This is a genomic window from Natronosalvus sp. KLKA75 (genome assembly GCF_059736265.1).
Window position 1 is genome coordinate 445,979 of the sequence record NZ_CM185522.1, and the last position, 24,404, is coordinate 470,382.

Below are 24,404 nucleotides of genomic sequence, written 5' to 3' on the forward strand. Positions count from 1 at the left end.
TCTCGCTCGAGTTGCGAGCATAGTACTATCATCAGTGAGTGGGCAGTCACACCGATTCACGGCCCATCGCCCGCGAGCCAGGCCGGTCAATCCGACTGGTCGCTCACGGCCACGTTTCGAAACTCAAATTGCGCCCCACCGGCGTCGCTCTCGGTCAACTGCAGGTCCCAGTCGTAGATGCCGGCCAGTCGGTCGACGAACGCGAGTCCCAGCCCGGTCCCGTCCGTGTCGGCAGTCGTCGTGAACCCCGGCTCGAACACCAGCTTCCTGTCTTCGGGTGGGATGCCGTTCCCGTCGTCCGCCACGTAGAACCCACCCGCCACCGTTCCGACCTCGATCACCACGTCCGACCCGCCGTGTCGAATCGCGTTCTCGAACAGGTTCCTGAAGAGGTGTCGCACGTACACCTCGTCCGCTTCGATCACGAGGTCGACGTCGACCGTCAGGCTTGCCTCTCGGGTCTCCACGTCCTCCCAGACGTCTCGGGCCATCTCGGCGAGTGACACGGGTGCACGCTCCCCGACGGCGTCCCCACGGCGCGTCAACACGAGCATCACGTCGATCATGTTCTCGATCCGGTCGAACGACTCCACGACGTTTTCGACCGCCTTCGGCGCGGCCTCCTCCGGCAGGTGCTGGGCGTAAATCTGGCCGATCGTCACCGGGTTCCGGAGCTCGTGGGCGAGCATGCTGGCGAACTTCTCGAGGCGCGTGTTCAACTCCTGGAGTTCCGCGACCGTCTCCTCGAGTTCGTCCTGGTAGGTGTGGCGCTCGATCGCCGCGGCGAGGAGGTTGGCGACGCTCTGGACGAAGTCGACGTCGTGGTCGGTGAACGCAATCTTGTCCGTCGTATGGACGCCCAGGATCCCCCACGGATCGTCGACAGTGCCGATGATGACGCTGATGCCGCTCACCACGTTGTGATCGGTGAGGAGGTCCGGGCCACTGAATCGCTCTTCGGTCCGCAGGTCGTCGACGACGACCGGTTCCTCCGAGAGGAGCGTGTACCCGGCTTGCGAGTTCGTATCCGTCGGGACCTCCGCCTCCCCGACGATCCCCTCCTGCCAGCCGACCCCCTGTCGCAGGAAGACGTTCCCGGAGGGGAGCAACTCGAGTACCTTGCAGTAGTCACAGCCGAGGGTCTCCGCGACCGTCGCCGCCGCGTCGTGCATGAGTCGATCGATGTCGTCCGTCTCGAGAGCCCGTCTCCCCAGCGAAGAAATAACTTTCTGCTGATGAATGCGGGTGTGAAGTTCAGTTTCCGAGTCGGACGATGAACTCATCGTGGCAGCCATTATTCTGAACCCGCATAAGTTTCTGTCCAATACACATTGGGTTCAATTTCACGGCCGGCGGTGATCCGTACTGTTACTTTTTCGCTGCTCTCGATACACTGGCAGATGATGGTGTGGATCAGGAACGCTGGCCCCGAAGCATCATTGGCTCTAACGAATCGCATGACGGAGGCGACTGGAACACGAATCGTGACGAGCTCCAGCCAAGGTGGCGGCAGTGGGTTTATATATGCCATACCGCCGGCTAGTGGATTCGAACCGTGACGAAACGTAGCGGGCGCGACGGGATTTGAACCCGCGACATCCTGGTCCGGAACCAGGGACTCTGTCCACTGAGCTACGCGCCCTCGTCGATACAGATTGACTACGGCCGTATAACGTTTCTGTCGTGGCTAGTCTTCGCCTCGAGCGGTCGGCGCCTCGAGGTCCTGTTCCTCTCCGACATCGCCCACGTCCGTGTCGTCGATGTACTTCTCCTTCCAGGTACCCCGAGTGAACCAGGCGACCCCCACGGTGGCGCCGAGGACGTTCCCCAGGGCCATGCCGGTCCAGACGCCGGTTTCGCCCCAGCCGAGGGCGGCGAGGGTGATCTCGACGCCGGGAATCGTGACCGACCAGGAGAACGCCAGCACGAGGACGCTCACGACGCGGCCGACCCAGAGGGTGAGCATCGAGATGACCATCGCGGTCTTCGTGTTTCCGGCGCCGCGGAAGGCGCCGAGGATGACCTGCGAGACGCCGATGAAGGCGAACTCGACGGAGCGGATGCGGACGTACTCGACGCCGTAGGCGATGGTCGCGGGAGCGTCGGGGACGTCGCCGAGGAAGACGCTGACGATGGGTTCGGTGAAGGCGACGGCGATCACGGCGACGACGAGCATCACCCCGGCGCCGGTCGAGGCGGCGAGCCAGACCGAGCGCTCGGCGCGGTCGCTCCGGTCGGCGCCGAGGTTCTGGCCGACCATGGTGTCGATGGCGCGACCCAGCCCCATCGCGGGCAGGAAGACGAGCGAGATCAGCCGGTTGCCCAGCCCGTAGGCGGCGACCACCGGCGGCGAGAACGTGACGATCATGGCGGTGAGCGTGATCATCGCCATCGCGCTCGTGGTCTGTTCGACCGTGCTCGGCACGCCGAGGCGGACGATGTCCTCGATGACCTCGAGGTCGAGCGGGAGGTGCTCGAGGCGCACGGCCGGCCCGCTCGCGGTGGTGAAGAGGATCCACAGGCCCATCACGGTCGCGACGCCGCGGGCGGCGATCGTCGCGAGTGCGGCACCCTGGATCCCCAGGCCAGAAAAGCCGGTCCAGGCGTAGAGGGCGGCTTCGAGGCCCTCGAGGTTGAGCCAGACGAACAGGGGGTTGTCGGCGAACCCGAAGATGAAGAACGGGTCGAGCAGGACGTTGAGGAAGACGGAGACGACCATCACGAGCATCGGGGTTCGGGTGTCGCCGTAGCCGCGCATGAGCGCCGAGAAGACGAAGAAGCCGAACATGAGGGGGATGCCCAGGAAGATGACCTCCATGTAGTCGGCGGCCAGCGGAATCACCGTCGCGGCGGTGTCCTGGTCGCTGGGCAGGAGCTCGAGGGCGGGGCGGGTGTAGAAGTAGCCGCCGATGCCGATGAACACCGAGAGGAGGCCGACGAACGAGAGGGTCTGGCCGGCGACGAGGCCCGCGGATCGATTCCCTTTCGCGCCGGTGTACTGGGCGACGAGAATCGCACCGGCGGTGGTGAAGCCGCCAGCGATGGCGATGAGCAAGAATATTAGCGGAAAGGCGAGGCTAATCGCGCCGACGGCCTCGGCAGAGAGGCGCCCGAGGTAGAGGGTGTCGACGACGTTGTAGGTGACCTGCAGCAACTGGATGACGACGATGGGCCAGGCGAGGCGAAAGAGCGGTCGGACGAGGCTCCCCTCGGTGATCGAGGCGCTGGTGTCGACGGGCGTGGAGTCGGCTGGAGGGTCGCCGTTGCCATCGACGTCGCCGTCCACACCAGCGTCGTCGTCCGGGGCTGGCCGGTCGCTCGAGGCGTCTGACTCGTCGCTCACTGGTTGAGGATGTAGGAGCGGGACAATGAACGTTCTGAACCTGTCCCGGCATCCTCCGTCGACACACGCCTCGAGCGGTGTCCCCGCTATCGGTTCGCTCGAGGAACCCTACTCGACCAGTCGCTCGATTTCGGTGACCAGGATGTCGCTCGCACCGGCGTTCTTCACTTCGGTGATGGTCTCGAACACCTCGCGCTCGTCGACGACGGCGTGGACGGCGACGGACTCGCCGCCTCCGTTGGCGATGTCCATGATCGTCGGGCCACCCATGCCGGGGATGACTTCGCGGACGGCCTCGAGCCGATCGCTGGGAACGTTCATCATCAGGTATCGTTTGCCGTCGGCGGCCAGCACCGACGAGAGCGCGGTACGAATCTCCTGAACCTTGGGGTCCTCGAGGACGTCGTCGCGGGCGAACAGGCGGACGGAACTCGAGAGGACCTCCTCGATGACGGCGAGGCGGTTCATCTTCAGGGTCGTCCCCGTGCTCGTGATGTCGACGATGGCGTCGGCCATCTCGACGTGTGGCGTCAACTCCGTCGCGCCCGTGACCTCGACGATCGAGGGCTCGAGTCCACGCTCGTCGAAGAACTGCCGGGTGACGGTCGGGAACTCCGTGGCGACGGTCTTGCCCGCCAGATCCTCGACGGCGTCGATGTCGCCATCTTCGGGCGACGCGAGCACGAGCCGACAGCGGCCGAACTCGAGGTCGAGCAGCTCGGCGACGTTGCCGACGTCGGCTTCCCGGTACTGGTCGTAGCCGGTGATTCCGAGGTCGGCCGCCCCGTCGGCGACGTACTCGGGGATGTCCGCGGCCCGGGCGAAGAGGATGATGACCTCGGGGTCGACAGTGTCGGCGTAGAGCTTCCTGGCGGCGCCGTTTTCGAGATGAAGGCCGGCCCGCTCGAGGAGGTCGATCGTCGGGTCGTGCAGGCGGCCCTTGTTGGGGACGGCGAGACGCATTTGACGGTGATTGGGTGCGCGGCGGGAACTGTCTTTCCATCGCAACCGCCCTCCGTTTGCTCGATTCTGGCGAGGTCGCTTCGTCTCGAGCCAATTAAGAAATCTCCCGTCTGATTCCGGGAATCGGCGTGCTCGGTAGCCGATTACTGTACGGTAAACGGGAACTGCGTGGGAAGCGAGTCGAAGGCGTGCAGTCGACTGTCGACGACCTAGAAACTGACCCGCGATCGAGATTTCGCTGGGCCGTCTCGGAACCACTCGAACGAGGCAGGCGACCAGTCAGGTTCGTCCGTTTCGAAGCGGACATCGGTACGAACGCTCCAGCGACGCCATCCCCCAGTTCCAGGTCGGTAAGCGTACGTTTACCCGTTCGTGGTCGATTGCGCCCGCCAGTTACCGCTTTCTAATATCGATCTGCGAGCGAAACGATCCGTCCCAATTTACGTCCGACCGTACATCTCGAAGGTGTTATGGACGAACCCACAGATCAACCCGGGGAGAGTCGATTGTCGGCAGACCGAGAGACGATCCGCCGCTGGGCGGACGAACACGCTGCGACGCCCGCTCGCCACGAGGACGAACCGGATCGTTACCGCATCCTCCCGGAGTCCGAGACGATGGGATCCCACGAGACGGTCGAGTGGGACGAGTTCTTCGGCCGACTCGACGAGGGCGATCAGGTGGTAATCTACCACGGTGCGGAGGCGTCCGAACCCTTCGAAGTGACCCGTCGCGAAGAGGCCCTCACACGAAGCAACGTCGATCGAGAGGACCTGAAAGAGCGCCTCCTCGAGGGCGAGACGGTGACGACGGAGATTACCGAGACCACCGTCGTCGAGAGCGTCGTCGTCGAGGAGACGAGCATCGAGAGCGAACTCGTCGACACCGAGGTGATCGACGAGAGCGTGGTCGACGTCGAACTCCTGCAACGGGAGTGTACGAGCTGTACGCTCGTCGACGAGGGAGGGAGTGATCGTGATCACGCGGACTGGTTCGACGAGGACCGCTACTACGACGCGGTCGACCGTACGGGGTCAGAGCCCGTGCCCGCAGACACCGGGGCAGGCTCCATCGAGTCCACCGACGTCCCGTACTCCGCCGAACTCGAGGTCGAGGAGATGTGGTCGGTTACTCGCGAGTTCACCGAACGGTTCACTGTCGAGAGCCACGTCGCGGGCACCGACGTGGTCGAAACCGACACCGTCGAGGACCGCGACATCGACGTCGAGGGACTCCAGCGCACGATCGCCGAGAGTGACCTTCTCGACGTCGACGTGTCGACCGACAACGTGCTCACGGAGTACGAGGTCGAATCCGAGGTGAGCGAAGACGACCGAATTCACACCTACTTCACCCGCGAACACGTCGTCCAGGACGAGGTAGTCGACCGGAAGCGCCTGGACGCCGACGTGACCGGGGGCGAACTCCTGGCGATGGAGACCGTTCACACCGAGGACGTCGTTACCGAGGAATCCGGAACGATGCCGACCGGCACGACCGAGGGCGGGGTCGTCGAGGGTGCCGAAGGGGAGTCGATGGGAGCTACCGAAGGGGAGTCGATGGGAGCTACCGAAGGGGAGTCGATGGGAGCTACCGAAGAGGAGCCGATGGAAGCCACGGAAGGGGCCGGGCGAGTAACGCTCTCCGACGACGAAATCGGAAAAGCAGTCGTCGACACCGCGGGCGAGGAACTCGGAATGGTTACCGACGTCGAAGAGGGCGGCGAAACGATGTACGTCGATGCCCACCCGGGGATCACCGAGAAGATCAAAGCCGCGCTCGACTGGGGCAACGTCAACGACGACGACTTCCCCGTCGATGCCACGGAGATCGAGCGCGTGACCGACGACCAGGTAGTACTCAAAGGAGCCGAGGAGCTCGGATCGGACGAGAAATCGATGTAGCCCGGTCGCGTAATTTCGCCCGCTGTGTTCTTCGAGCGGCGGGTTCTTTTTCGAGACGCTGAGCGACTCATCCACTTTCACTTCATCGACCCACCGGTCGTGACGGTTTCCAATCGAAATTTGGATGTCGAGATACCCTCATTTTGAAAGGCACAACTCGCTTGAACCCGTAGCCCGTAGTCTCCACCATGACGAAACGACGCGCCCACCTCGAGATAACCGGGATGTCCTGTGCGACGTGTTCGGGGACCGTCGAGGACGCCCTGAGCGATCTCGAAGGGGTCGAGGAGGCGAGCGCGAACTTCGCGACCGACGAGGGGGTCGTCGCCTACGACCCCGACGAGGTCAGCCTCGAGGCGGTCGTCGAGGCGGTGTCGAACGCGGGCTACGAGGTCGCGACCGAAACCACCTCGATTCCCGTGATGGGGATGTCCTGTGCGACCTGCTCGGGAACCGTCCAGGAGGCGACGGAGTCCCTCCCCGGGGTCGTCTCGGCGGACGTGAACTTCGCCTCGGACGAGGCCCGGATCCGGTACAATCCGTCGGACGTCTCGCTGGCCGAAATCAGGCGAGCGATCGAGGAGGCGGGGTACGAACCCGCAGGCGGCGATGACGAGGAAGACGAGGGCCAGCGCGAGCGTGCCGTCGAGCGCGAACTGTCCCGGCAGCGACGGCTGGTAATCGGCGGCGGCCTGCTCACCCTGCCGTTCGTCCCGATCATGCTCGCGATGCTCGGGCTGATCCCGCCTCTCCACGAGGTGCTCGGAATCGGCGAGGGAGTCGTCGACTGGGCCGAGTTCGCCATCGCGACGGTCATGATGGCGACCCTCGGCCGCGAGTTCCTCGTCGGCGCCTACCGCGCGTTCGCACACAATCGACGGGCGAACATGGACACTCTCGTCGCCGTCGGTACCCTCGCGGGCTACGTCTATTCGACGGCCGTGCTCACGATCGGGCTGACCGGCAACCTCTACTTCGAGGCCGTCGCGTTCATCCTCTGGTTCATCACGCTGGGCAACTGGCTCGAGGTCCGCTCGAAGGCGCGAGCGGGCAACGCCCTGCGGGAGCTCCTCGAGATGGAGGCCGAGGACGCCGCAGTCGTGCGAGACGGGACTGAAGTACAGGTCCCCCTCGAGGACGTCCAGGTCGGCGACGTACTCAAGGTCCGACCGGGCGAGCGGATTCCGACCGACGGCGTCGTCCTCGAGGGCCAGAGCGCCGTCGACGAGTCGATGTTGACCGGCGAATCCGTCCCGGTCGAGAAGGGCGAGGGCGACGACGTCGTGGGGAGCACGATCAACGAGAACGGCGTCCTGCTGGTCGAGGCGACCAAAGTCGGCTCCGAGACGGCCCTGCAACAGATCGTCGACCGGGTCAAGGAGGCCCAGTCCCGCCAGCCCGAGATCCAGCGGGTGGTCGACACGGTGAGCGCCTACTTCGTCCCGGCGGTGATCGTCAATGCCGTGGTCTGGGCCGTCCTCTGGGCGCTGTTCCCCGACGCCCTCTACGGCACCTCGGCCTGGCTCGGCTCGTGGATCCCCGTCCTCGAACCGGTCGGCGGCGGCCCGGTCGCGGGCGGCGTGCCCGTCCTCGAGTTCTCGGTCGTCGTGCTCGCCTCCGCGCTGTTGATCGCCTGCCCCTGTGCGCTCGGGCTGGCGACACCCGCGGCGACGATGGTCGGCTCCACGCTGAGCGCGACCAACGGCGTCCTCTTCAAGGGTGGCGACGTCCTCGAGCAGGTCCGGGGGGTCGACACCGTCGTCTTCGACAAGACCGGGACGCTGACCCACGGCGAGATGACGCTGACCGACGTGGTCGTCCTGGACAGTAGCGACGAAGCGAGCGGAGTCGCGGCCGACGGCGGGAGCGAGACGGACCCCCGCGCCGACGGCGGCGTCCTCGAGACGCACGAGGAGTCCCTCGAGTCGTTCGTCCTGGGGGCCGCGGCGGCCGCCGAATCGGGCTCGGAACACCCCATCGGGCGCGCCGTCGTCGAGGGTGCCACGGATCGCGGTATCGAGATAGGCGACCTCGAGGACTTCGAGAACGTCCCCGGTCACGGAATCCGCGCGGAGACGACCCGCGGGACGGTCGTGGTCGGCCGGCGAAAGCTGCTCGAGGACGAGGGAATCGACCCCGAGCCAGCCGAGGAGACCCTCGAGCGCCTCGAGCGCGAGGGGAAGACCGCGATTCCGGTCGCCGTCGACGGCGCGTTGCTGGGCGTCGTCGCGGTGGCCGACGAGGTTCGCGAGAGCGCGACGGAGACCGTCGCCGCTCTGCGAGAGCGGGGCATCGAGGTCGTCATGCTGACCGGCGACAACGAGCGGACGGCTCGAGCGGTCGCGGAGCGAGTGGGAATCGACCCCGAGAACGTCCGAGCGGGCGTGCTGCCGGAGGACAAGGCGGATCACGTCGAGGACCTGCAGTCGGCCGGCGGCGACAGCGACGGCACGCGAGTGATGATGGTCGGCGACGGCGTCAACGACGCCCCCGCGCTCACGACGGCCCACGTCGGCGTTGCCATCGGATCCGGGACCGACGTGGCCATCGAATCGGCCGACGTGACGCTGATGCGCGACGACCCCGCCGACGTGCTCAAGGCGATTCGCATATCGGAGGCCACCTTGCGGAAGGTCCGCCAGAACCTCTTCTGGGCGTTGATCTACAACACCACGCTGGTCCCGATCGCCTCGCTCGGGTTGCTCAACCCCGCCCTGGCCGGTCTGGCGATGGCGACCTCGAGCGTAAGCGTGATGACGAACAGCCTCTCGTTCGCCGCCTACGACCCCCACGAGGACTACCGGCCGCTGGTCACGCGGCCGCTCGAGTGGATTCGGCGATAGCGACTGGCCAGGAGTTGGATACATTTTCGAGTTCCCCAGTCTCGATGAACGTCGTTCTGTATTATCCTCCATAACAGAACGAAAATCGGGCATCGAGTACTATTCACAGACATAATATAGCTGGGGCGTCAGTGACACACATGGGCCAGTTCACACACGCCGATCTCGAGATTGCGTCGGCGTACGACGCCTACATCGACGGCGAACGGACCCCACCCGTCGAAGGAGACTACAGCGAACTGATTGACCCGGCGAGCGAGGAACCCTTCACGCGCGTCGCCAGCTGCACCGAGGCCGACGTCGACGACGCCGTGCGAGCGGCGCGGCGAGCCTTCGCGGAGTGGCGAGAGACGCCCCCGGACGAGCGGGGTCGACGGGTTTACGAAATGGGACGCATCATCCGCGAGCACGTCGACGAACTCGCCGCCCTCGAGAGCCTGGATCAGGGGAAGCCGCTATCGCAGGCGCGAAGCGACGTCGAGAGCGCGGCCCGCTACTTCGAGTACTACGCCGGGTTCACCGACAAACTCGAGGGCAAGAGCATCCCACTCGGTTCCGACACCCTCGATTTCACGATTCGCGAACCCTACGGCGTGAGCGCGCAGATCACGCCATGGAACTTCCCCGGGAATCTCTTCGCGCGCGGGACTGCCCCCGCGCTGGTCGCCGGGAACGGGGTCGTCGTCAAACCAGCGCCGAACACGCCCCTGAGCACGCTCCGGCTGGCCGAACTGTGCGCGCAGGTGGATGTTCCCGACGGTCTCGTCAACGTCGTTCCCGGCGGCGGGGAGACAGGGGCCGCGCTCACCGGTCACGAGGATGTCGACACGATCACCTTCACGGGCAGCGTCCCGACGGGCCAGGCCATCATGCGATCGGCCGCCGAGTCGATCACGCCCGTCACGCTCGAGCTCGGGGGCAAGAACCCCGCGATCGTGTTTCCCGATGCCGACCTCGAGGCTGCGACGGAGACGATCTCGACGGCTATCTTCACGAACGCCGGGCAGGTCTGTTCGGCCGCCGACCGGGCGCTCGTTCACGAGTCGATCTACGACGAATTCGTCGAACGAATCGTCGACCTGGCCGAGGAGTACGACCTCGCTCCCGGGGCCGAGGACGCCGACATGGGGCCGCTCGCCTCCAAGGAACAGTTCGAGAAGGTCACGAGCTACGTCGACCTCGGGCAACGTGAGGGCGCGACGCTCGCGGCCGGCGGCGGGACGCCGGATCGGCCCGGCTACTTCGTCGAACCGACCGTCTTCGCCGACGTCGAACCCGGGATGCGAATCGAACAGGAAGAGATTTTCGGTCCGGTCCTCTGCGTCGTTCCATTCGAAACCGAGGCCGAGGCCCTCGAAATCGCCAACGGCGTCGAGTACGGGCTGGTCTCCGGCGTCTTCACCGGGGACGTCTCGAGGACGGGTCGACTGGCGAGGCGCCTCGAGGCGGGGAACGTCTACGTCAACGACTGGTTCGTCGACACCCAGCAGACACCCTTCGGCGGGTACAAGCGGAGCGGTATCGGCCGCGAAAAGGGCCTGGAGGCCCTCGAGTCTTACGTCCAGACCAAGAACGTCGCCATCGCGCTCGAGGACGGCGGCGGCAACCTTCCGGGTGCGTGATCGTCCGGTCCTCGTACCTGGGAGAACGTTGTTCGGCGACTCCACGCCGAAGGCAGTTTTGATCGGTCGCCGGTCGAATATGGTGTAATAAATCCGGATATTTCCTCCATAAGAGAAAAATTTCCACATTTATCATGCTGGTTATGGAAACTGTTTTATCATCGAGCGATAATAGTGATACGAGCGTCATGACTGACATTTCCACACAGGGTGCGATCGACGCGTCGCGGCGACGGCTCCTCACGGCGATCGCAGCGGCTGGCGGGGTAAGTCTCGCGGGGTGTACCAGCGACGACGGGAACGGCGACGGCGGGAACGGTGGCAGCGGGAACGGTGGCAGCGGAACCAGCGTCTCGCTCGGCATCGGGCGGGGCGCGTGGGACCTGATTCCTGCGCGCGACACCGACTTCGACTCCAACAAAGTGTACTCGCTGATCTACAACAATCTCGTGGACATTACCCCCGAGGGCGAGTACGTCCCCCAGCTGGCGAGCGACTGGGAACTCGAGAGCGACACCCAGTACGTGTTCGAACTCGAGGAGGGGGTCACGTTCCACAACGGCGAGGACTTCACCGCCTCGGACGTCCAGTACACCTACGAGTGGATCGAGACCGAGGAGAACCCCCGGAAGAACTACGTCAGCGCGATCGAGGAGGTCGTCGTCGAGGACGACTACACGGTTCGTTTCGACCTCGCACACCCCCACGCGCCGTTCCTCGACAACGTCGAGAAGGTGATGTGGCCGCTCTCGGAGGCGGCCGTCACCGAATACGGCGAGGACTACAACTCGAATCCGGTCGGGACCGGTCCGTACGAACTCGTCGAGTGGAACTCGGGGCAAAACGCGATACTCCGAAAGTACGACGACTACTGGCAGGACGACCTGCCGAACATCGACGAGATCGAGTTCCGCATCCTCCCCGACGAGTCCTCGATGGTCTCCCAGCTCGAGACGGGGTCGATCCAGGCCGTCGACCAGCTGTCGCCCCAGTACGTCGACCAGGTGGAGAGCGCCGACGGCATCTCGGTTATGCGCACCGAGGACGTCAGCTCCGGTCGCGTCGATTTCAACACCGACGTCGAACCGCTCGACGACCGTCGGGTCCGCCGGGCCATCGCGTGGGCAATCGACAAGGAACAGATCGTCGAGACGGTCCTGCAGGGGTACGGCGAGGCCGGGAAGTCGATCCTCCCGAGTTCGTTCGCGGCCTACAACGGCGACCTCTCTGACTTCAATCACCCGAATGGGGACCCACAGCAGGCCCAGGACCTGCTCGCAGAGGCCGGTCACGAGGACCTCTCGCTCGAGATCATCAGTTCGACGACGACCCAGCACGAGCAGGCGGCGACGCTCATTCAGAGCATGCTCGAGGACATCGGCGTCGAGGCGAGCGTGCAGACGCTCGACGGCTCGACGTTCTGGACCCGCGAGCAGGAGGGCGACTTCGAGATTGCCGTCTCCAACTGGGAATCGTTCGCCGACCCCGACGAGTTGCTCTACCTCCACCACACCGACGGTCTCAACGTCTGGAACATTAGCAACGACGAACTCGACGCGCTGCTCGAGGACCAACGCGAGACACCGGACCAGGAAGACCGCCAGGAACTCCTCGACGAGATTCAGCAGATCGTCTACGAGGAGGCGTACTCCGTCTACACCTACTACCCCGAGCGGATCCAGGGCGTCTCGGACCGATTAGAGGGATTCGAACAGTACCCGCACGGCTCGTTCCGCTCGCTCCACGAGGCGACCTACGAGTGAGTCAGAGGGTCTGAATAAAATATCCTCCCTCGATATATAGTTGAATATTGTTCTATAATTCTTCTAAATTCGGAACAAGGTCCCGATATCGACCCCCGCCTCCCAAAACTTCATGTCCGTTCGAACTGACCCTCGAGTATGTCTGACAGTGACAGAAGCGTCCTCGTGACCGGGGCCGGGTCGGGGATGGGCGAAGCCACCGCCCGGCGGTTCGCGGCGACGGGTGCGAACGTGCTGGTCGTCGACCTCGACGAAGAGGGAGCCGCGGCGACGGTCGAGGCGGTCGAGGCCGACGGGGGGACCGCCCGGAGTCACGTCGCCGATGTATCCGATCCAGCAGCCGTCGAGGGGATGATCGACTGCGCGGTCGAGGCGTTCGGCGGCCTGGACGTGCTCCACAACAATGCCGGGATCCCGCAGGAGTCGACACCCATCGAGGACGTGACCGAGGAGACGTGGAACGCCACCGTCGACGTAAACCTCAAGAGCGCGTTTCTCGGGGCGAAGTACGCGGTGCCCGAACTCAGGGAGAGCGACGCGGGCGTAATCCTCAACACGGCCTCGACCGCCGCGATTCGTCCGCGGACCGGGCTCTCGGCGTACGTCGCCTCCAAGGCCGGGATGGTCGGCCTCACGAAGCAACTGGCGTACGAACTGGCCGAGGACGGGATTCGCGTCAACGCCATCTGTCCCGTCGCGACGGACACGCCGATGCTGCAGGACTTCGCTGCCGGCGACCTGAGCGTCGAATCGATGCACGACACCATTCCGCTCGGTCGGCTCTGTGAACCGGAAGACGTCGCCGGCGCGGCCGTCTTCCTTGCCAGCGAGGACGCCTCGATGATCACCGGCACCGCCCTCGAGGTCGACGGGGGGCGCGACATCTGACCATGGTAACCCGAACTGCTATCGCGGACGCCGTCGAGTCGCGCCGGGCGGACGGCCTCGAGTTCCTGACGGAGTTCCTCCGGATCGACACCGAGAACCCGCCGGGGCGAAACTACCGCGAGGGAGCCGAGTTCCTCCGGGAGCAACTCGAGGCGCGCGAGTACGATGTGGACGTGATCGACGTCCCCGACCAGGTCGTCGAGGAGTACTACCCGGACCGGACCGACCACGACCGGATGAACGTCCTCGCCCGACTGGACGAGGGGCGCGACGGCCCCGACATCCACTTCACGGGCCACTACGACGTAGTCCCCGCGGGCGAAGACTGGGCCACCGACCCCTACGAGCCGACCCTCGAGGACGGGAACCTCTACGCCCGCGGGGCGAGCGACATGAAGTCCGGCATCGCCGCGAGCGTGCTGGCCGTCGACGCACTCCGAGAGCTGGGCGTGCCGCTCGAGGGCTCGATCACCCAGAGCATGACCGTCGACGAGGAGACCGGCGGCTTCACCGGCCTCGGCGAACTGGTCCGGGAGGGACACATTTCCCGGGAGAACACCGACTACTGCGTCTACACCGAGTGCTTCGACTCCTCGCGGATCTGCCTGGGCCACCGCGGCGTGTTGAAGTTCCGTGTCGTCACCCACGGCGAGAAAGCTCACGGCTGCATGGCCCACGGCGGGGAGAACGCCGTGATGGCGATGAACGACTTCCTCTCGCGGATCGGCGAGTACCGCGAGACCCTCCACGAGCGGACGACGGACGAACCGGTCGTCCCCGCGGCGTCGGCCCGGGCGGACGTCTCCGCGACGATGATCGACGCGGGTTACTCCGAGAACGTGGTGCCCGACCGCTGTACGGCCGCGTTCTACCGCGTGCTCGTCCCCGAGGAGACCGTCGACGGCGCTCGCGAGGAGCTCGAGGCGCTGATGGCCGAGACCGAGGCCGCGACGGGTGCGCGGGTCGGCTACGAAGAGATCATGTTCGCCGAACCCGCGCTCGTCTCGCGGGACTGTACCGTCGCCCAGACGTTCGCGCGGGAGATCGAACCCCACCACGGGCCGCCGGAGTACGTCGTCTCGCCGGGATCGGACGACCAGCGCTTCGTCGTCAACGACGCCGGCATCGAGGAGTGCATCGTCTACGGGCCGGGTCTGCTCGAGCAGGCTCACGTCGAGGACGAATACGTGCCCGTCGAGGAGGTCGTCACGGCCGCGACGGTGATGGCCGCTGCGACGGCGGATCTGATGGGGCACCTGGATGGCTGAGTTGCCGTCGCCGGAAACGATTCGAGAGCGAGCGCTCGAGGCGGTCGAACGCTGCTCGGACGACCCTGGAGCGGACGGGGGCTGCGACGGACGAGGTGGACGGAGCGAGCCCGTCAACCTGCTCGTCGGCCCGCTCGACGGCACCGACCCGCTGGCCGACCTCGAGGTCGCGACCGACCCTGAAACCGGTGAGGCCGTTTATCGCGGACCTCAGGCGGCCCGAGCGGGGCTGCTCGCCGTCGCGGCGACGGTCGCCGGGAGCGAGGAGGCGGACGGGGAGTCGAACGCGGCCGCGGACACGACCGCCCGACTGCACTACCCCGAGGCGGATCTCACTGCAGAGGGTCCCTGGCTCGTCCTCGAGCCCCTCGGGGGCCGACTGTCGACCGTCGTGCGGGGACGAGCGAGGGTGTCGGTCGACCTCGAGCACGCGCCGGAGGCGAGCGCGAACTACCGGCGACTCGAGACCGACGAGAACCGACTGTCGGCCGTCCTCGAGGCCGCGAAGCCGTCTCATCCCCACTATCCCATCGAGGACGACCGAGACGGGGTGTTCACGACTGGAATGACCACGTTCTCGCTGGCCGGCGTCGAGACCAGCGACGAACGGCTGACGGTCGTCCTCGAGGCGGCGACGACGCCGACGACCGACTTCACCGAGATCGAGTCCCGGTTCGAACCCTGCACGAGCGTCGAGTCGGTCCGCTTCGAGCACGTTTCGGGCGTCGACCGTGCCCGACCGTCCCGAGCGACGCGGACGGCCGTCGAGGGCGCCCACCGCGCGGTGCTCGGGGACTGCGCGTACGACTGGCTGGCGCCCGGATCGCCCCTCGAGGCCGTGCCGACCCCCGACAAGGTGGCGCTCGGGACCGGCGAACCGGGTGAACCGTTCGGCGCGGACGCGTTCGCGACCGGGACGCGACTCCTCGAGGAGACGCTGGCCCGTATGGAGGGATCGGCGTGAGAACCGTCGCCGCGCCCGTCGAGGGCGAGTACGTTCGCGTCGAACCCCGGTCGGAGCCGGGCATTGAGGTCAACGGCATCCCGGCGACTCTCGAGTGCGTCCGCAAGGCTGACGTGCGCGTCGACCTCGTCGAGCCGGACGCCGCCGACACCGGCGACGACCGCGCGTTCGTGGTCGAACACGTCCTCGGCCCCCTCCGCCTCTGTGGCGTCACCGCCGCGTCCGTCACCGGAATCGCCGGCGAGTGGGACTTCTCCCGGCCGGAACACCGCTTCTGCTACGCGACGACGCTCGGCCCCGACGCGGTCGTGAGCCACCCCGCGGGACTCCCGAATCCCGCGCTCGCGAGGGCCGTACGCGAGGTCGGCACGGAACCGATCGACGGCGAGGCCCGCGCGACGCTCTCCGAGTCCGTGACCCGCGAGACCGATGTCGGCGCGATCACCGTTTCGCCCGCCGAGACGGGATCGGGCGTCTCCCTCGACCTCGAGTACGACGGCGCGCGCTTCGGCGCGGACGTCCCCCACGACGGCGCTCGAGGCGACGTGATCGAGGCGATCACCACCGCGACGACGCCGTACCTCGCGCCCGACGCCGAAGTGGCCGTCACGCACGCCGCCGCCGACGTGCTCTCGGACGTCGTGGTGATCGGCGGCCTCGAGGACGTCCACATCGAGGCGAGCCTGGGCGGGGCCTACCACGCCGAGACGATTGGGATCGCGCGTCGCGCCCGGGAGCAGGGTGCCGTTACCGCGCTCGAACGCCCGGCAGCGGACCGGTGACCTGTCAGATACCCGTGGAACCTATCAGATACTCGTGAAGACACACGTTTTTATGTGAGACGGCGCTCTACGTGAAGTATGTCGAACACGCGCTCTCGGGGCGAGACCTTCGATCAGACGGACGTTGACCTCCTCGAGTACGTCGAGAACGACTTCGACGTCAACCTCAATGTCCTCTCGGAGGAACTTGGCCTATCTAAATCCGCGATCCACTACCGACTCGAGAAACTCAAGGACCGGGGCGTCATCCGCGGGATCACGGCCGACCTCGATCCGGTGCCGTTCGGACTGGACATGGTGGCGCTGACGGAGATTTCGGTCACCCACGAGCAAGGGTACTCCGAGGACATCGGGACCGAACTCGCGGCGATCGACGGCATCGAACAGGTCTACTACACGATGGGCGACGTGGACTTCGTAACGATCGTGCGCGTCCAGGACCGCGAACAGATGAACGAGGTCATCGACGAAATCGTCGGCATCGAGGGCGTGAAGGAAACGTCCTCGAGATTCGTCATGGACGAGATCAAGAGCACTCCGCGGGTCGTCTCGGTGATGTCTGAGGAGATGAAGCGGATCGTCCAGGACGGGGATCGCTGATCGGCGTCTCGACTCGACTCGAGGCGCGTTTCCCGCCGTCGAGGGGAACGGGAGATGGGTGTGGGTAGGGGTCCGAAGACGTCGACCTATGCGTTCGGCCAGCGCTCGATGTACACCGTCTCGTCGGTGTAGAACCGAACGACGTCCTCCGCCTGGGCGTGGAGATCGCCGAAGAACGAGTCCTTCTGCCCACCGAAGTGGAAGAAGGCCATCGGCGCGGCCGTCCCCGCGTTGACCGCGAGGTTGCCCGCCTCCGCCCGATGGCGGAACTGGCGAGCCTCCGACCCGCTCTCGGTGAAGAGGCTCGCGGCGTTGCCGAAGTCGCTGCGGTTCATGACCTCGATTCCCTCTGCGACGTTCTCGACCGCCATCGCGCCGAGGACGGGGCCGAATATTTCCTCTCGGCAGATGGTCATCTCGGGGCTCACGTCCCGGAAGAGACAGGGGCCGAGGAAGTTGCCCTCGCTGTCGCGACCGACGTCCCGGCCGTCGACGACCAGTTCGGCCCCTTCCTCGAGGCCGGTTTCGATGAACTCTCGAACCCGCTCCTCGTGTTCGGGCGTGATCAGCGGACCGACGGTGGTCTCGGGGTCGAGACCGTCGCCGACGACCTGTCTCTCGGTCTCTGCGGCGAGGAGGTCGACGAACTCCTCGTAGACGGCCTCTTCGACCAGCACGACGTCGTTGGCCAGACAGCGTTCGCCCGAGCACGCCAGCGCGGAACTCACCGTCTTCTCGGCGGCGAACTCGAGGTCGGCGGTCGCGGAGACGACGACGTGGTTCTTCGCCCCACCCTGGGCCTGGACGCGCTTGCCGTGAGCGGCCGCCTTCTCGTAGACGTGTTTCGCGACGGGGGTGGAACCGACGAAGGAGATGCCGGCGACGTCGGGGTGTTCGAGGAGGGCGTCGACGGTGTCGACGCTCCCGTTGACGAGCTGGACGACGCCGTCGGGGAAGCCGGCCTCCTCGATGAGTTCGAACAGCCGCTGGGTCACGAGCGGGTCTCGTTCGCTTGGCTTCAGAATGAAACTGTTCCCGGTTGCGACCGCGTACGGGAGGAACCACAGCGGAATCATGCCGGGGAAGTTGAACGGGGTGACGGCGGCGAACACGCCGAGAGGCTCCCTGACGGCCGTCTCGTCGATGTCGGGGGCAGCGTGCTGGACGTGTCCCGCCTGCATGAGCGTCGGGATGCCGCAGGCGACTTCGACGTTCTCGATGCCTCGTCGGAGTTCCCCTCGAGCCTCGCCCATGGTCTTTCCGTGTTCGCGGACGAGGATCTCCGTGAGTTCGTCAAGGTGGTCCTCGAGGAGGCGCTTCAGCTCGAACAGCGGCTGGATGCGCGCCTCGACGGGCGTCTCTCGCCAGTCCTCGAAGGCGGCCATCCCGGCCTCGACGGCCGCGTCCACGTCCTCGTCGGTGCTGAAGCCGACGTATCCGAGGGCGTCGCCGGTCGCCGGGTTCACCACGTCCTGGCCGTCCGCGCCAGGGGCGACCCACTCCCCGTCGACGTAGTTTTTCACCGCCCCGAACTGTTCGGTGGTATCGTGTAGCATTCGTCTAGGGCTGTCCGCCAGCCACTATAAGGCTTCTGAAATTATGGATATTGTACTCCCTATACATAGAAAATATGGACTGAATGCTGTGTAACCCTGAAATGTAGAATTTTGTCCGAGAAATCTGATTAAGGGATAAATATTAATCAACAGAGTCCGATAGCCGTGGTAGGGACATGGTAACGGATAACTCGAGCGACGGGCTGAACGCCGTCGAGGCGATGGACAGGGAGTACGTCTTCGGGACGTGGGCCTACCAGAGCGAGGTCTCGCCGACCCAGATCGTCGGTGGTGATGGCGCCCGGTTCACCGACGCCGACGGGAACGAGTACGTCGACTTCTCCGGGCAACTCATGTGTTCGAACCTCGGTCACTCGGCGACGGCGGTCGAGGACGCTATCGCCGACCAGGCTCGAGCGGGGGCGTACTTCGCGCCGGGCTTCGCCACCGAAGCGCGGGCCGAACTCGGGAAGAAACTCGCCGAGGTGACGCCGGGAAACCTCTCGAAGTCGTTCTTTTCGACCAGCGGCACCGAGGCGGTCGAGGCCGCGATCAAGATCGCGAAGTTCTACACGGGCAAGGACAAGATCGTCTCCCGGTACCGCTCCTACCACGGCGCGACGGCGGGATCGATCAGCGTCACCGGCGACCCCCGCCGACTCGCCGCCGAACCCGGCATTCCGGGCGCGATCAAAGCACCCGACCCCTACGCCTACGGGTCGACGCTCGACCCCATGGAGAGCCTCGAGTACATCGACGAAATGCTGATGCTCGAGGGCGACACCGTCGCGGCGGTGCTGGTCGAACCGGTCGTCGGCTCGAACGGCATCCTGGTCCCGCCTGCAGAGTACCTCCCGCGGCTGAAGGAGATCGCCCACGACCACGGCGCGTTGCTCGTCTGCGACGAGGTGATGACCGGGTTCGGTCGGACCGGCGAGTGGTTCGGCAGCGACCTCTTCGACGTGACCCCCGACGTCATGACGATGGCGAAGGGGCTCACGGGCGCCTATCAACCGCTGGCAGCGACCGTCGTAACCGACGAAATCGCCGCCCACTTCGAGGACAACATGTTCACGCACGGCCACACCTACGCGGGCCACCCGGTCGCCTGCGCGGCGGGGCTGGCGGCCGTCGAGACCTACGAATCCGAGGGGTTGATCGAACGAGCGAACGAGGTCGGCTCGTACCTGGGCGACCGAATCGCCTCGCTCGAAGTCGACCACCCGAGCGTCGGGAACGTCCGCGGAACCGGGCTGTTCCACGGGATCGAACTCACGAAGCGGACCGACGAGCGGGCCCCCTTCGGGACGCGCAAGGACAAACTCTCGAAGGGGTCGACCGTCGTCGACGAGGTCGCCGCCCGCGCCCTCGAGCACGGGACCTACGTCGCCAACATGATCAACACGCTCATCGTTGCGCCGCCGCTGACGATCACCCGGGCGGAGATCGACGAGGCCGTTGCGGCGATCGACGCGGCCCTCGAGGTCGCCGACGCGGCGATGGAGGCGTAGCCCGGACCGTTCGAGCGGCTGCCGGTGGGAGCGTCCGCCCGGAGTCGAGCCACCAGTCGATCAACACGATCCAACTCTCCAATCGAAATAATGAACGAATTTCAGGTAACTCGGGATACCCACGAATCCGACACAACACTTAAGCGAGCACGTGAAAACGACCTACCCATGATTTTACGCTTCACGTCGCCGGAGGTGGCCTGATCGCTCGATGAACTTCCTTCGCTACGTCGCGGTGCGGACGCTCCAGACGGTTCCAGTGCTGGCCGGGGTCTCGGCGGTCGTGTTCCTGATCGTCCACGCGGCTCCCGGCGACCCGGTCGTCAACATGCTCGGCATCCAGGCGACCGAGGAGAACATCGAAGCGGTCCGGGCCGCCCACGGACTGGACCAGCCGCTGTACATCCAGTACTTCTCGTGGCTCTCGAACGTGCTCCAGGGCGACTTCGGCCGCTCGCTCGTCCAGGGTCGGGCCGTCTCGGACCTGATCGTGAGTCGTCTGCCAGCGACGCTGTTCCTCGCCGTTTCCTCGATGGTCGTCGCCATACTCATCGCAATTCCTGCCGGTATGGTGAGTGCAGTCCGCAAGGGGTCGAAGACCGATTTCGCGGTCACGCTCGGTGCGCTCTCGGGCATCTCGATCCCGAACTTCTGGCTCGGTCTGCTCCTCATCCTCTTCTTCGCGACGTCGCTCGGAATCTTCCCCGCGGGGAACTACGTCTCGCCGATGGACGATCCCGTCGGAGCGCTCGAGAGCGTCTTCCTGCCGGCGGTGACGGTCGGGACCGCCTACGCCGCCCTGTTGACGCGCCAGACCCGCTCGGCCGTCCTCGAGAACCTCCGCTCCGATAGCGTGCGGATGGCGAAGGCGAAGGGACTCTCGACGCGACGAATCATGACCGCCCACGTCCTGAAGGGAGCGCTGTTGCCCGTCATCACCGTCGCCGGGTTGCAGTTCGGCTACCTCCTCTCGGCCACCGTCGTCGTCGAGCAGGTGTTCGCCTGGCCCGGCATGGGGCGGCTAATCTGGTTCGCCGTCCTCCAGCAGGACTACCCGGCGGTACAGGGGGCCGTCCTCGTCGTCGCAACCCTGTTCGTCGCGATCAACCTGCTCGTCGACCTCACGTACGGCTACCTCGATCCTCGGGTGAGCGCCCAATGAGCGTCGTCTCGAGCGCCCGTCAGGAGCGGTTCCGCCGGTTCGTTCGGAGTTTCGCGGCGCACAAACTGGCGGTCGCCGGGCTCGCGGTCGTGTCGGTGATCGTCGTCGTCGGCGTGCTCGCGTTCGTCGACGAGCAGTTCTTCGGCGGGGCGATCATCGAAACCGTCCACCACGACCCGAACGACCCCGCCTTCACCCCGCTCGAGGGCCCGAGCGCGGACCACCCGTTCGGAACCGACGAACTGGGCCGCGACGTCCTGTCGCGAACGATCTACGGCGCGAAGGTGTCGGTGCAGGTCGCGCTCACGGCGGTCTCGGTCGCCGCCGTGATCGGCTCGCTGCTCGGCGTACTCGCCGGCTACGCGAAGGGGTACACGGAGACGGTCATCATGCGCGGGGTGGACGTGCTGCTCGGGTTCCCCGCGCTCATCCTCGCGATTGGCGTCGTCGCCGCACTCGGATTCAGCCTCCAGAACGTCATCATCGCGCTGGGGATCGTCTACATCCCGCAGTTCGCCCGCATCGCCCGCAGCAGCGCCCTCTCGGTCACCGAGGAGGAGTACGTCGAGGCCGCCGAGGCCCTCGGCTACTCGAGACGTCACATCGTCTTCCGGGAGGTGTTGCCGAACTGCCTCTCGCCGCTGCTGGTCCAGGCCTCTCTGCTGATGGCGTTCGCCATCATCGCGGAAGCCTCCCTCTCGTTCCTCGGTCTCGGCGTCCAGCCGCCCCAGGCCTCGTGGGGGCAGATGGTCGCCGACGGAAGTAGCTACATGAGCAACGCCCCCTGGATCTCGGTGTTCCCGGGGGTCGCCGTCTTCGTCACCGTGCTGGGCTTCAACCTGGTCGGCGACGGGCTGCGCGACGCGCTCGATCCGCACGAAAACGCCGAACGGAGGTTCTGAGTATGAGTACGAACACGGGCACGAATACGAACACGAGCACGAGTGACCCACTGCTATCGGTCGACGGACTGACGACGGAATTCGCGACCGACGAGGGCGGTATCCGCGCCATCGAGGACGTGAGCTTCACCCTCGAGCGCGGGGAAACCCTCGGCATCGTCGGAGAGAGCGGCTCCGGCAAGAGCGTCACCGCTCACTCGATCATGCGGCTACTCGAGGACAACGGCCGGATCGCGTCGGGCTCGGTCACGTTCGACGGCGCCGATCTGACGACGATGTCCGACTCGACGCTGCAGTCGATCCGCGGATCGGAGATCGCCATGGTCTTCCAGGACCCGATGACCTCGCTCACGCCGGTGTTGACCGTCGGCACGCAACTCCTCGAGACGCTCCACCAGCACCGGGAGCTGTCCGACGAGGAAGCGCGGGAGACGGCGCTCTCCCTGCTCGAGCAGGTGCGCCTGCCGGACCCCGTTGACGTCTTCGAGTCCTATCCGCACGAACTCTCCGGTGGTCAGCGCCAGCGGGTGCTCATCGCGATCGCCATCTGCTGCGATCCCGAGGTGCTGATCGCCGACGAACCGACGACGGCGCTAGACGTGACCATCGAGGCCCAGATCCTCGAGTTACTCGAGGACCTCCGGGACTCTCGCGACCTCAGCGTGGTCCTCATCACCCACGACCTGGGGGTCGTCGCGGAGTCGACCGACCGCGTGGGCGTCATGTACGCCGGACGGATGGTCGAGCAGGGGCTGACCGAGCGGGTGTTCACCGAACCCCGTCACCCCTACACGGCGGGCCTGCTCCGGTCGATGCCGCGGCTGACTGACCACGTTCCCGAACTGCTCGAGGGGACCGTTCCCCAGCCCGGAAACCGGCCGAGTGGCTGTAACTTCGCCCCGCGCTGTCCGTACGCGACGGCGGCCTGCGAGGCGGACGATCCGCCGCTCGAGCCAGTCGAGAGAGGCGACGGTGCCCCAGCGGGGAGTTCCGAGACCGCCGCTGAAACCCCCGCCGAAACCGCCGCTGGAACCGCATCGCCGCCGACCGACGACGGCGCTGTCCAGCGAGCAGCCTGCATTCGAACCGACGAAATCGGCGTCCTCGAGCCCGTGCCCGCCGAGGCCTCCGAGACGGCCGACTCGCGGACGACCGACGTCGGCGACCCCATCCTCGAGATCGAGAACGTTCGAAAGGAGTTCGACACCTCGACCTCGCTGCTCGATCGCCTGCTCCCGAAGGGATCGCCGCCGGTGCAGGCCGTCGACGGCGTCTCGCTCTCGCTTCGCGCGGGCGAAACCGTCGGACTCGTCGGGGAGAGCGGCTCCGGCAAGACGACCCTCGGGCGCCTCTGTATCGCGCTCGAGGAGCGGACCGAGGGCGACATCCGGCTCGACAGCGTCTCCCTCGCGGAGACCCCCGACGAGAAGCTCCGCCAGCGGGTCCAGTTCGTCTTTCAGGACCCCAGTTCGTCGCTCAACCCGCGCCAGCGAGTCGCGCGCATTCTCGGGTTCGCGGTCGAGAAACACGCGACGCTGGCACCTAACGAGACGGTCACCGACCGCGTGATCGACCTGCTCGAGGAGGTTGGTCTCGACGCTGAGACCCGTCACCGCCACCCCCACGAACTCTCCGGTGGGCAGAAACAGCGCGTCGGCGTCGCCCGGGCGCTCGCGGTCGATCCGGACGTCCTGATCGCGGACGAGCCGACCAGCGCGCTGGACGTGAGCGTCCAGGGCCAGATCCTGGCCCTCCTCGAGCGGATCAAGGCCGAACGCGACCTCTCGATGATCTTCATCAGTCACGACCTCTCGGTCATCCGCCACGTCTCCGACCGCGTCGCCGTGATGTACCTCGGCCGACTCGTGGAGACCGGGCCCGTTGACGCGCTCTTCGCCGATCCGAAACACCCCTACACGGAGGCGCTGTTGAGCGCGATTCCCGACCCCGATCCCGATTCACAGCGCTCGAGCGAGCGGATCACCCTCGAGGGCGAGATTCCGGACCCGCGATACCCGCCGACGGGGTGTAACTTCGCCAGCCGCTGTCCGGCGGTCATGCCGAAGTGTCGCGAACACGACCCGGCGCTCGTCCCGGTCGACGGCGATCAGCGTGCGGCCTGTTTCCTCCACTCGACGGCCACCAGGGGCGACGAGGAGCCGCCGGAGGACGTTCTCGAGGCGACCCACCGTGGCAGCGACTGAGCCGGATACCGCCGAACCGACGGCTACAGCCGCCCGACCGATTCCATACAGAACGGCGGTCTGTGACCTCACAGATTAACCGAACAAAGTTCAACCAATAGTAATATACGTGAATAACTGAATACTACG

Annotated in this window: 17 protein-coding genes and 1 tRNA gene; 13 read left to right on the forward strand and 5 right to left on the reverse strand. The window is 65.9% G+C overall.

The genetic code is table 11. The annotated features are described in order from the left end of the window. Positions 1–86: 86 nt before the first annotated feature. The 4 genes from AC6I65_RS02250 to hisG form a co-directional block, all read right to left on the reverse strand. On the reverse strand, positions 87–1,283 hold the full coding sequence (locus AC6I65_RS02250) for a sensor histidine kinase (RefSeq protein ID WP_497902470.1): 1,197 nt from the start codon (positions 1,281–1,283) through the stop codon (positions 87–89). 286 nt (positions 1,284–1,569) lie between these two features. After that, positions 1,570–1,642, reverse strand: a tRNA-Arg gene (locus tag AC6I65_RS02255). A gap of 45 nt (positions 1,643–1,687) precedes the next feature. Continuing rightward, positions 1,688–3,343, reverse strand: a complete 1,656-nt coding sequence (locus AC6I65_RS02260) for an MATE family efflux transporter (protein WP_497902471.1) — start codon at positions 3,341–3,343, stop codon at positions 1,688–1,690. A 108-nt stretch (positions 3,344–3,451) separates the two neighbouring features. Beyond that, the gene (hisG, locus tag AC6I65_RS02265; protein WP_497902472.1) at positions 3,452–4,306 is read right to left on the reverse strand and encodes an ATP phosphoribosyltransferase; all 855 of its coding nucleotides are present in this window, start codon (positions 4,304–4,306) and stop codon (positions 3,452–3,454) included. Positions 4,307–4,776: 470 nt separating this feature from the next. Between hisG and AC6I65_RS02270 the strand changes: the two genes are divergently transcribed. The 9 genes from AC6I65_RS02270 to AC6I65_RS02310 all read left to right on the forward strand — a co-directional run bounded on the left by AC6I65_RS02270 (position 4,777) and on the right by AC6I65_RS02310 (position 16,940). Then, entirely contained in the window at positions 4,777–6,210 is a 1,434-nt protein-coding gene (locus tag AC6I65_RS02270; protein WP_497902473.1) for a DUF8593 domain-containing protein, read from the forward strand. 188 nt (positions 6,211–6,398) lie between these two features. Next, positions 6,399–9,053 carry a heavy metal translocating P-type ATPase gene (locus AC6I65_RS02275; RefSeq protein ID WP_497902474.1) on the forward strand — a complete coding sequence of 885 codons (2,655 nt, stop codon included), beginning with the start codon at positions 6,399–6,401 and terminating at the stop codon, positions 9,051–9,053. Between the two features lie 140 nt (positions 9,054–9,193). After that, the gene (locus AC6I65_RS02280) at positions 9,194–10,675 is read left to right on the forward strand and encodes an aldehyde dehydrogenase family protein (protein WP_497902475.1); all 1,482 of its coding nucleotides are present in this window, start codon (positions 9,194–9,196) and stop codon (positions 10,673–10,675) included. A gap of 188 nt (positions 10,676–10,863) precedes the next feature. Continuing rightward, entirely contained in the window at positions 10,864–12,438 is a 1,575-nt protein-coding gene (locus AC6I65_RS02285; protein WP_497902476.1) for an ABC transporter substrate-binding protein, read from the forward strand. 138 nt (positions 12,439–12,576) lie between these two features. After that, on the forward strand, positions 12,577–13,326 hold the full coding sequence (locus AC6I65_RS02290; protein ID WP_497902477.1) for an SDR family NAD(P)-dependent oxidoreductase: 750 nt from the start codon (positions 12,577–12,579) through the stop codon (positions 13,324–13,326). A 2-nt stretch (positions 13,327–13,328) separates the two neighbouring features. After that, on the forward strand, positions 13,329–14,594 hold the full coding sequence (locus tag AC6I65_RS02295; protein WP_497902478.1) for an ArgE/DapE family deacylase: 1,266 nt from the start codon (positions 13,329–13,331) through the stop codon (positions 14,592–14,594). Then, complete coding sequence (locus tag AC6I65_RS02300) at positions 14,587–15,558, forward strand: hypothetical protein (RefSeq protein ID WP_497902479.1); 972 nt, start codon at positions 14,587–14,589, stop codon at positions 15,556–15,558. The genes AC6I65_RS02295 and AC6I65_RS02300 overlap by 8 nt, the downstream gene beginning before the upstream one ends. Further along, complete coding sequence (locus tag AC6I65_RS02305) at positions 15,555–16,340, forward strand: hypothetical protein (RefSeq protein WP_497902480.1); 786 nt, start codon at positions 15,555–15,557, stop codon at positions 16,338–16,340. The genes AC6I65_RS02300 and AC6I65_RS02305 overlap by 4 nt, the downstream gene beginning before the upstream one ends. Positions 16,341–16,418: 78 nt before the next feature. Continuing rightward, complete coding sequence (locus tag AC6I65_RS02310; RefSeq protein ID WP_497902481.1) at positions 16,419–16,940, forward strand: Lrp/AsnC family transcriptional regulator; 522 nt, start codon at positions 16,419–16,421, stop codon at positions 16,938–16,940. Positions 16,941–17,026: 86 nt separating this feature from the next. On the opposite strand, the gene AC6I65_RS02315 is transcribed toward AC6I65_RS02310, so the two are convergent. Beyond that, a complete protein-coding gene (locus AC6I65_RS02315; RefSeq protein ID WP_497902482.1) occupies positions 17,027–18,496 on the reverse strand; it encodes a CoA-acylating methylmalonate-semialdehyde dehydrogenase in 1,470 nt (489 codons plus the stop codon). 176 nt (positions 18,497–18,672) lie between these two features. Here AC6I65_RS02315 and AC6I65_RS02320 point away from each other — a divergent pair, with 176 nt between their 5' ends. The 4 genes from AC6I65_RS02320 to AC6I65_RS02335 all read left to right on the forward strand — a co-directional run bounded on the left by AC6I65_RS02320 (position 18,673) and on the right by AC6I65_RS02335 (position 24,275). Next, entirely contained in the window at positions 18,673–20,007 is a 1,335-nt protein-coding gene (locus tag AC6I65_RS02320; RefSeq protein WP_497902483.1) for an aminotransferase family protein, read from the forward strand. A 211-nt stretch (positions 20,008–20,218) separates the two neighbouring features. Continuing rightward, the gene (locus tag AC6I65_RS02325) at positions 20,219–21,169 is read left to right on the forward strand and encodes an ABC transporter permease (RefSeq protein ID WP_497902484.1); all 951 of its coding nucleotides are present in this window, start codon (positions 20,219–20,221) and stop codon (positions 21,167–21,169) included. Further along, positions 21,166–22,071, forward strand: a complete 906-nt coding sequence (locus AC6I65_RS02330) for an ABC transporter permease (RefSeq protein ID WP_497902485.1) — start codon at positions 21,166–21,168, stop codon at positions 22,069–22,071. Before AC6I65_RS02325 ends, AC6I65_RS02330 begins: the two co-directional genes overlap by 4 nt. Positions 22,072–22,073: 2 nt before the next feature. Next, positions 22,074–24,275, forward strand: coding sequence for a dipeptide ABC transporter ATP-binding protein (locus AC6I65_RS02335; RefSeq protein WP_497902486.1), 2,202 nt, complete (start codon positions 22,074–22,076; stop codon positions 24,273–24,275). Positions 24,276–24,404 lie beyond the last annotated feature (129 nt).

Bases quoted from the DNA above. Each gene is read 5' to 3' on its own strand.
- AC6I65_RS02250 (WP_497902470.1), bottom strand. From the start codon at position 1,283: ATGAGTTCATCGTCCGACTCGGAAACTGAACTTCACACCCGCATTCAT.
- hisG (WP_497902472.1), bottom strand. From the start codon at position 4,306: ATGCGTCTCGCCGTCCCCAACAAGGGCCGCCTGCACGACCCGACGATC.
- AC6I65_RS02270 (WP_497902473.1), top strand. From the start codon at position 4,777: ATGGACGAACCCACAGATCAACCCGGGGAGAGTCGATTGTCGGCAGAC.
- AC6I65_RS02275 (WP_497902474.1), top strand. From the start codon at position 6,399: ATGACGAAACGACGCGCCCACCTCGAGATAACCGGGATGTCCTGTGCG.
- AC6I65_RS02280 (WP_497902475.1), top strand. From the start codon at position 9,194: ATGGGCCAGTTCACACACGCCGATCTCGAGATTGCGTCGGCGTACGAC.
- AC6I65_RS02285 (WP_497902476.1), top strand. From the start codon at position 10,864: ATGACTGACATTTCCACACAGGGTGCGATCGACGCGTCGCGGCGACGG.
- AC6I65_RS02290 (WP_497902477.1), top strand. From the start codon at position 12,577: ATGTCTGACAGTGACAGAAGCGTCCTCGTGACCGGGGCCGGGTCGGGG.
- AC6I65_RS02295 (WP_497902478.1), top strand. From the start codon at position 13,329: ATGGTAACCCGAACTGCTATCGCGGACGCCGTCGAGTCGCGCCGGGCG.
- AC6I65_RS02300 (WP_497902479.1), top strand. From the start codon at position 14,587: ATGGCTGAGTTGCCGTCGCCGGAAACGATTCGAGAGCGAGCGCTCGAG.
- AC6I65_RS02310 (WP_497902481.1), top strand. From the start codon at position 16,419: ATGTCGAACACGCGCTCTCGGGGCGAGACCTTCGATCAGACGGACGTT.
- AC6I65_RS02315 (WP_497902482.1), bottom strand. From the start codon at position 18,496: ATGCTACACGATACCACCGAACAGTTCGGGGCGGTGAAAAACTACGTC.
- AC6I65_RS02320 (WP_497902483.1), top strand. From the start codon at position 18,673: ATGGTAACGGATAACTCGAGCGACGGGCTGAACGCCGTCGAGGCGATG.
- AC6I65_RS02325 (WP_497902484.1), top strand. From the start codon at position 20,219: ATGAACTTCCTTCGCTACGTCGCGGTGCGGACGCTCCAGACGGTTCCA.
- AC6I65_RS02330 (WP_497902485.1), top strand. From the start codon at position 21,166: ATGAGCGTCGTCTCGAGCGCCCGTCAGGAGCGGTTCCGCCGGTTCGTT.
- AC6I65_RS02335 (WP_497902486.1), top strand. From the start codon at position 22,074: ATGAGTACGAACACGGGCACGAATACGAACACGAGCACGAGTGACCCA.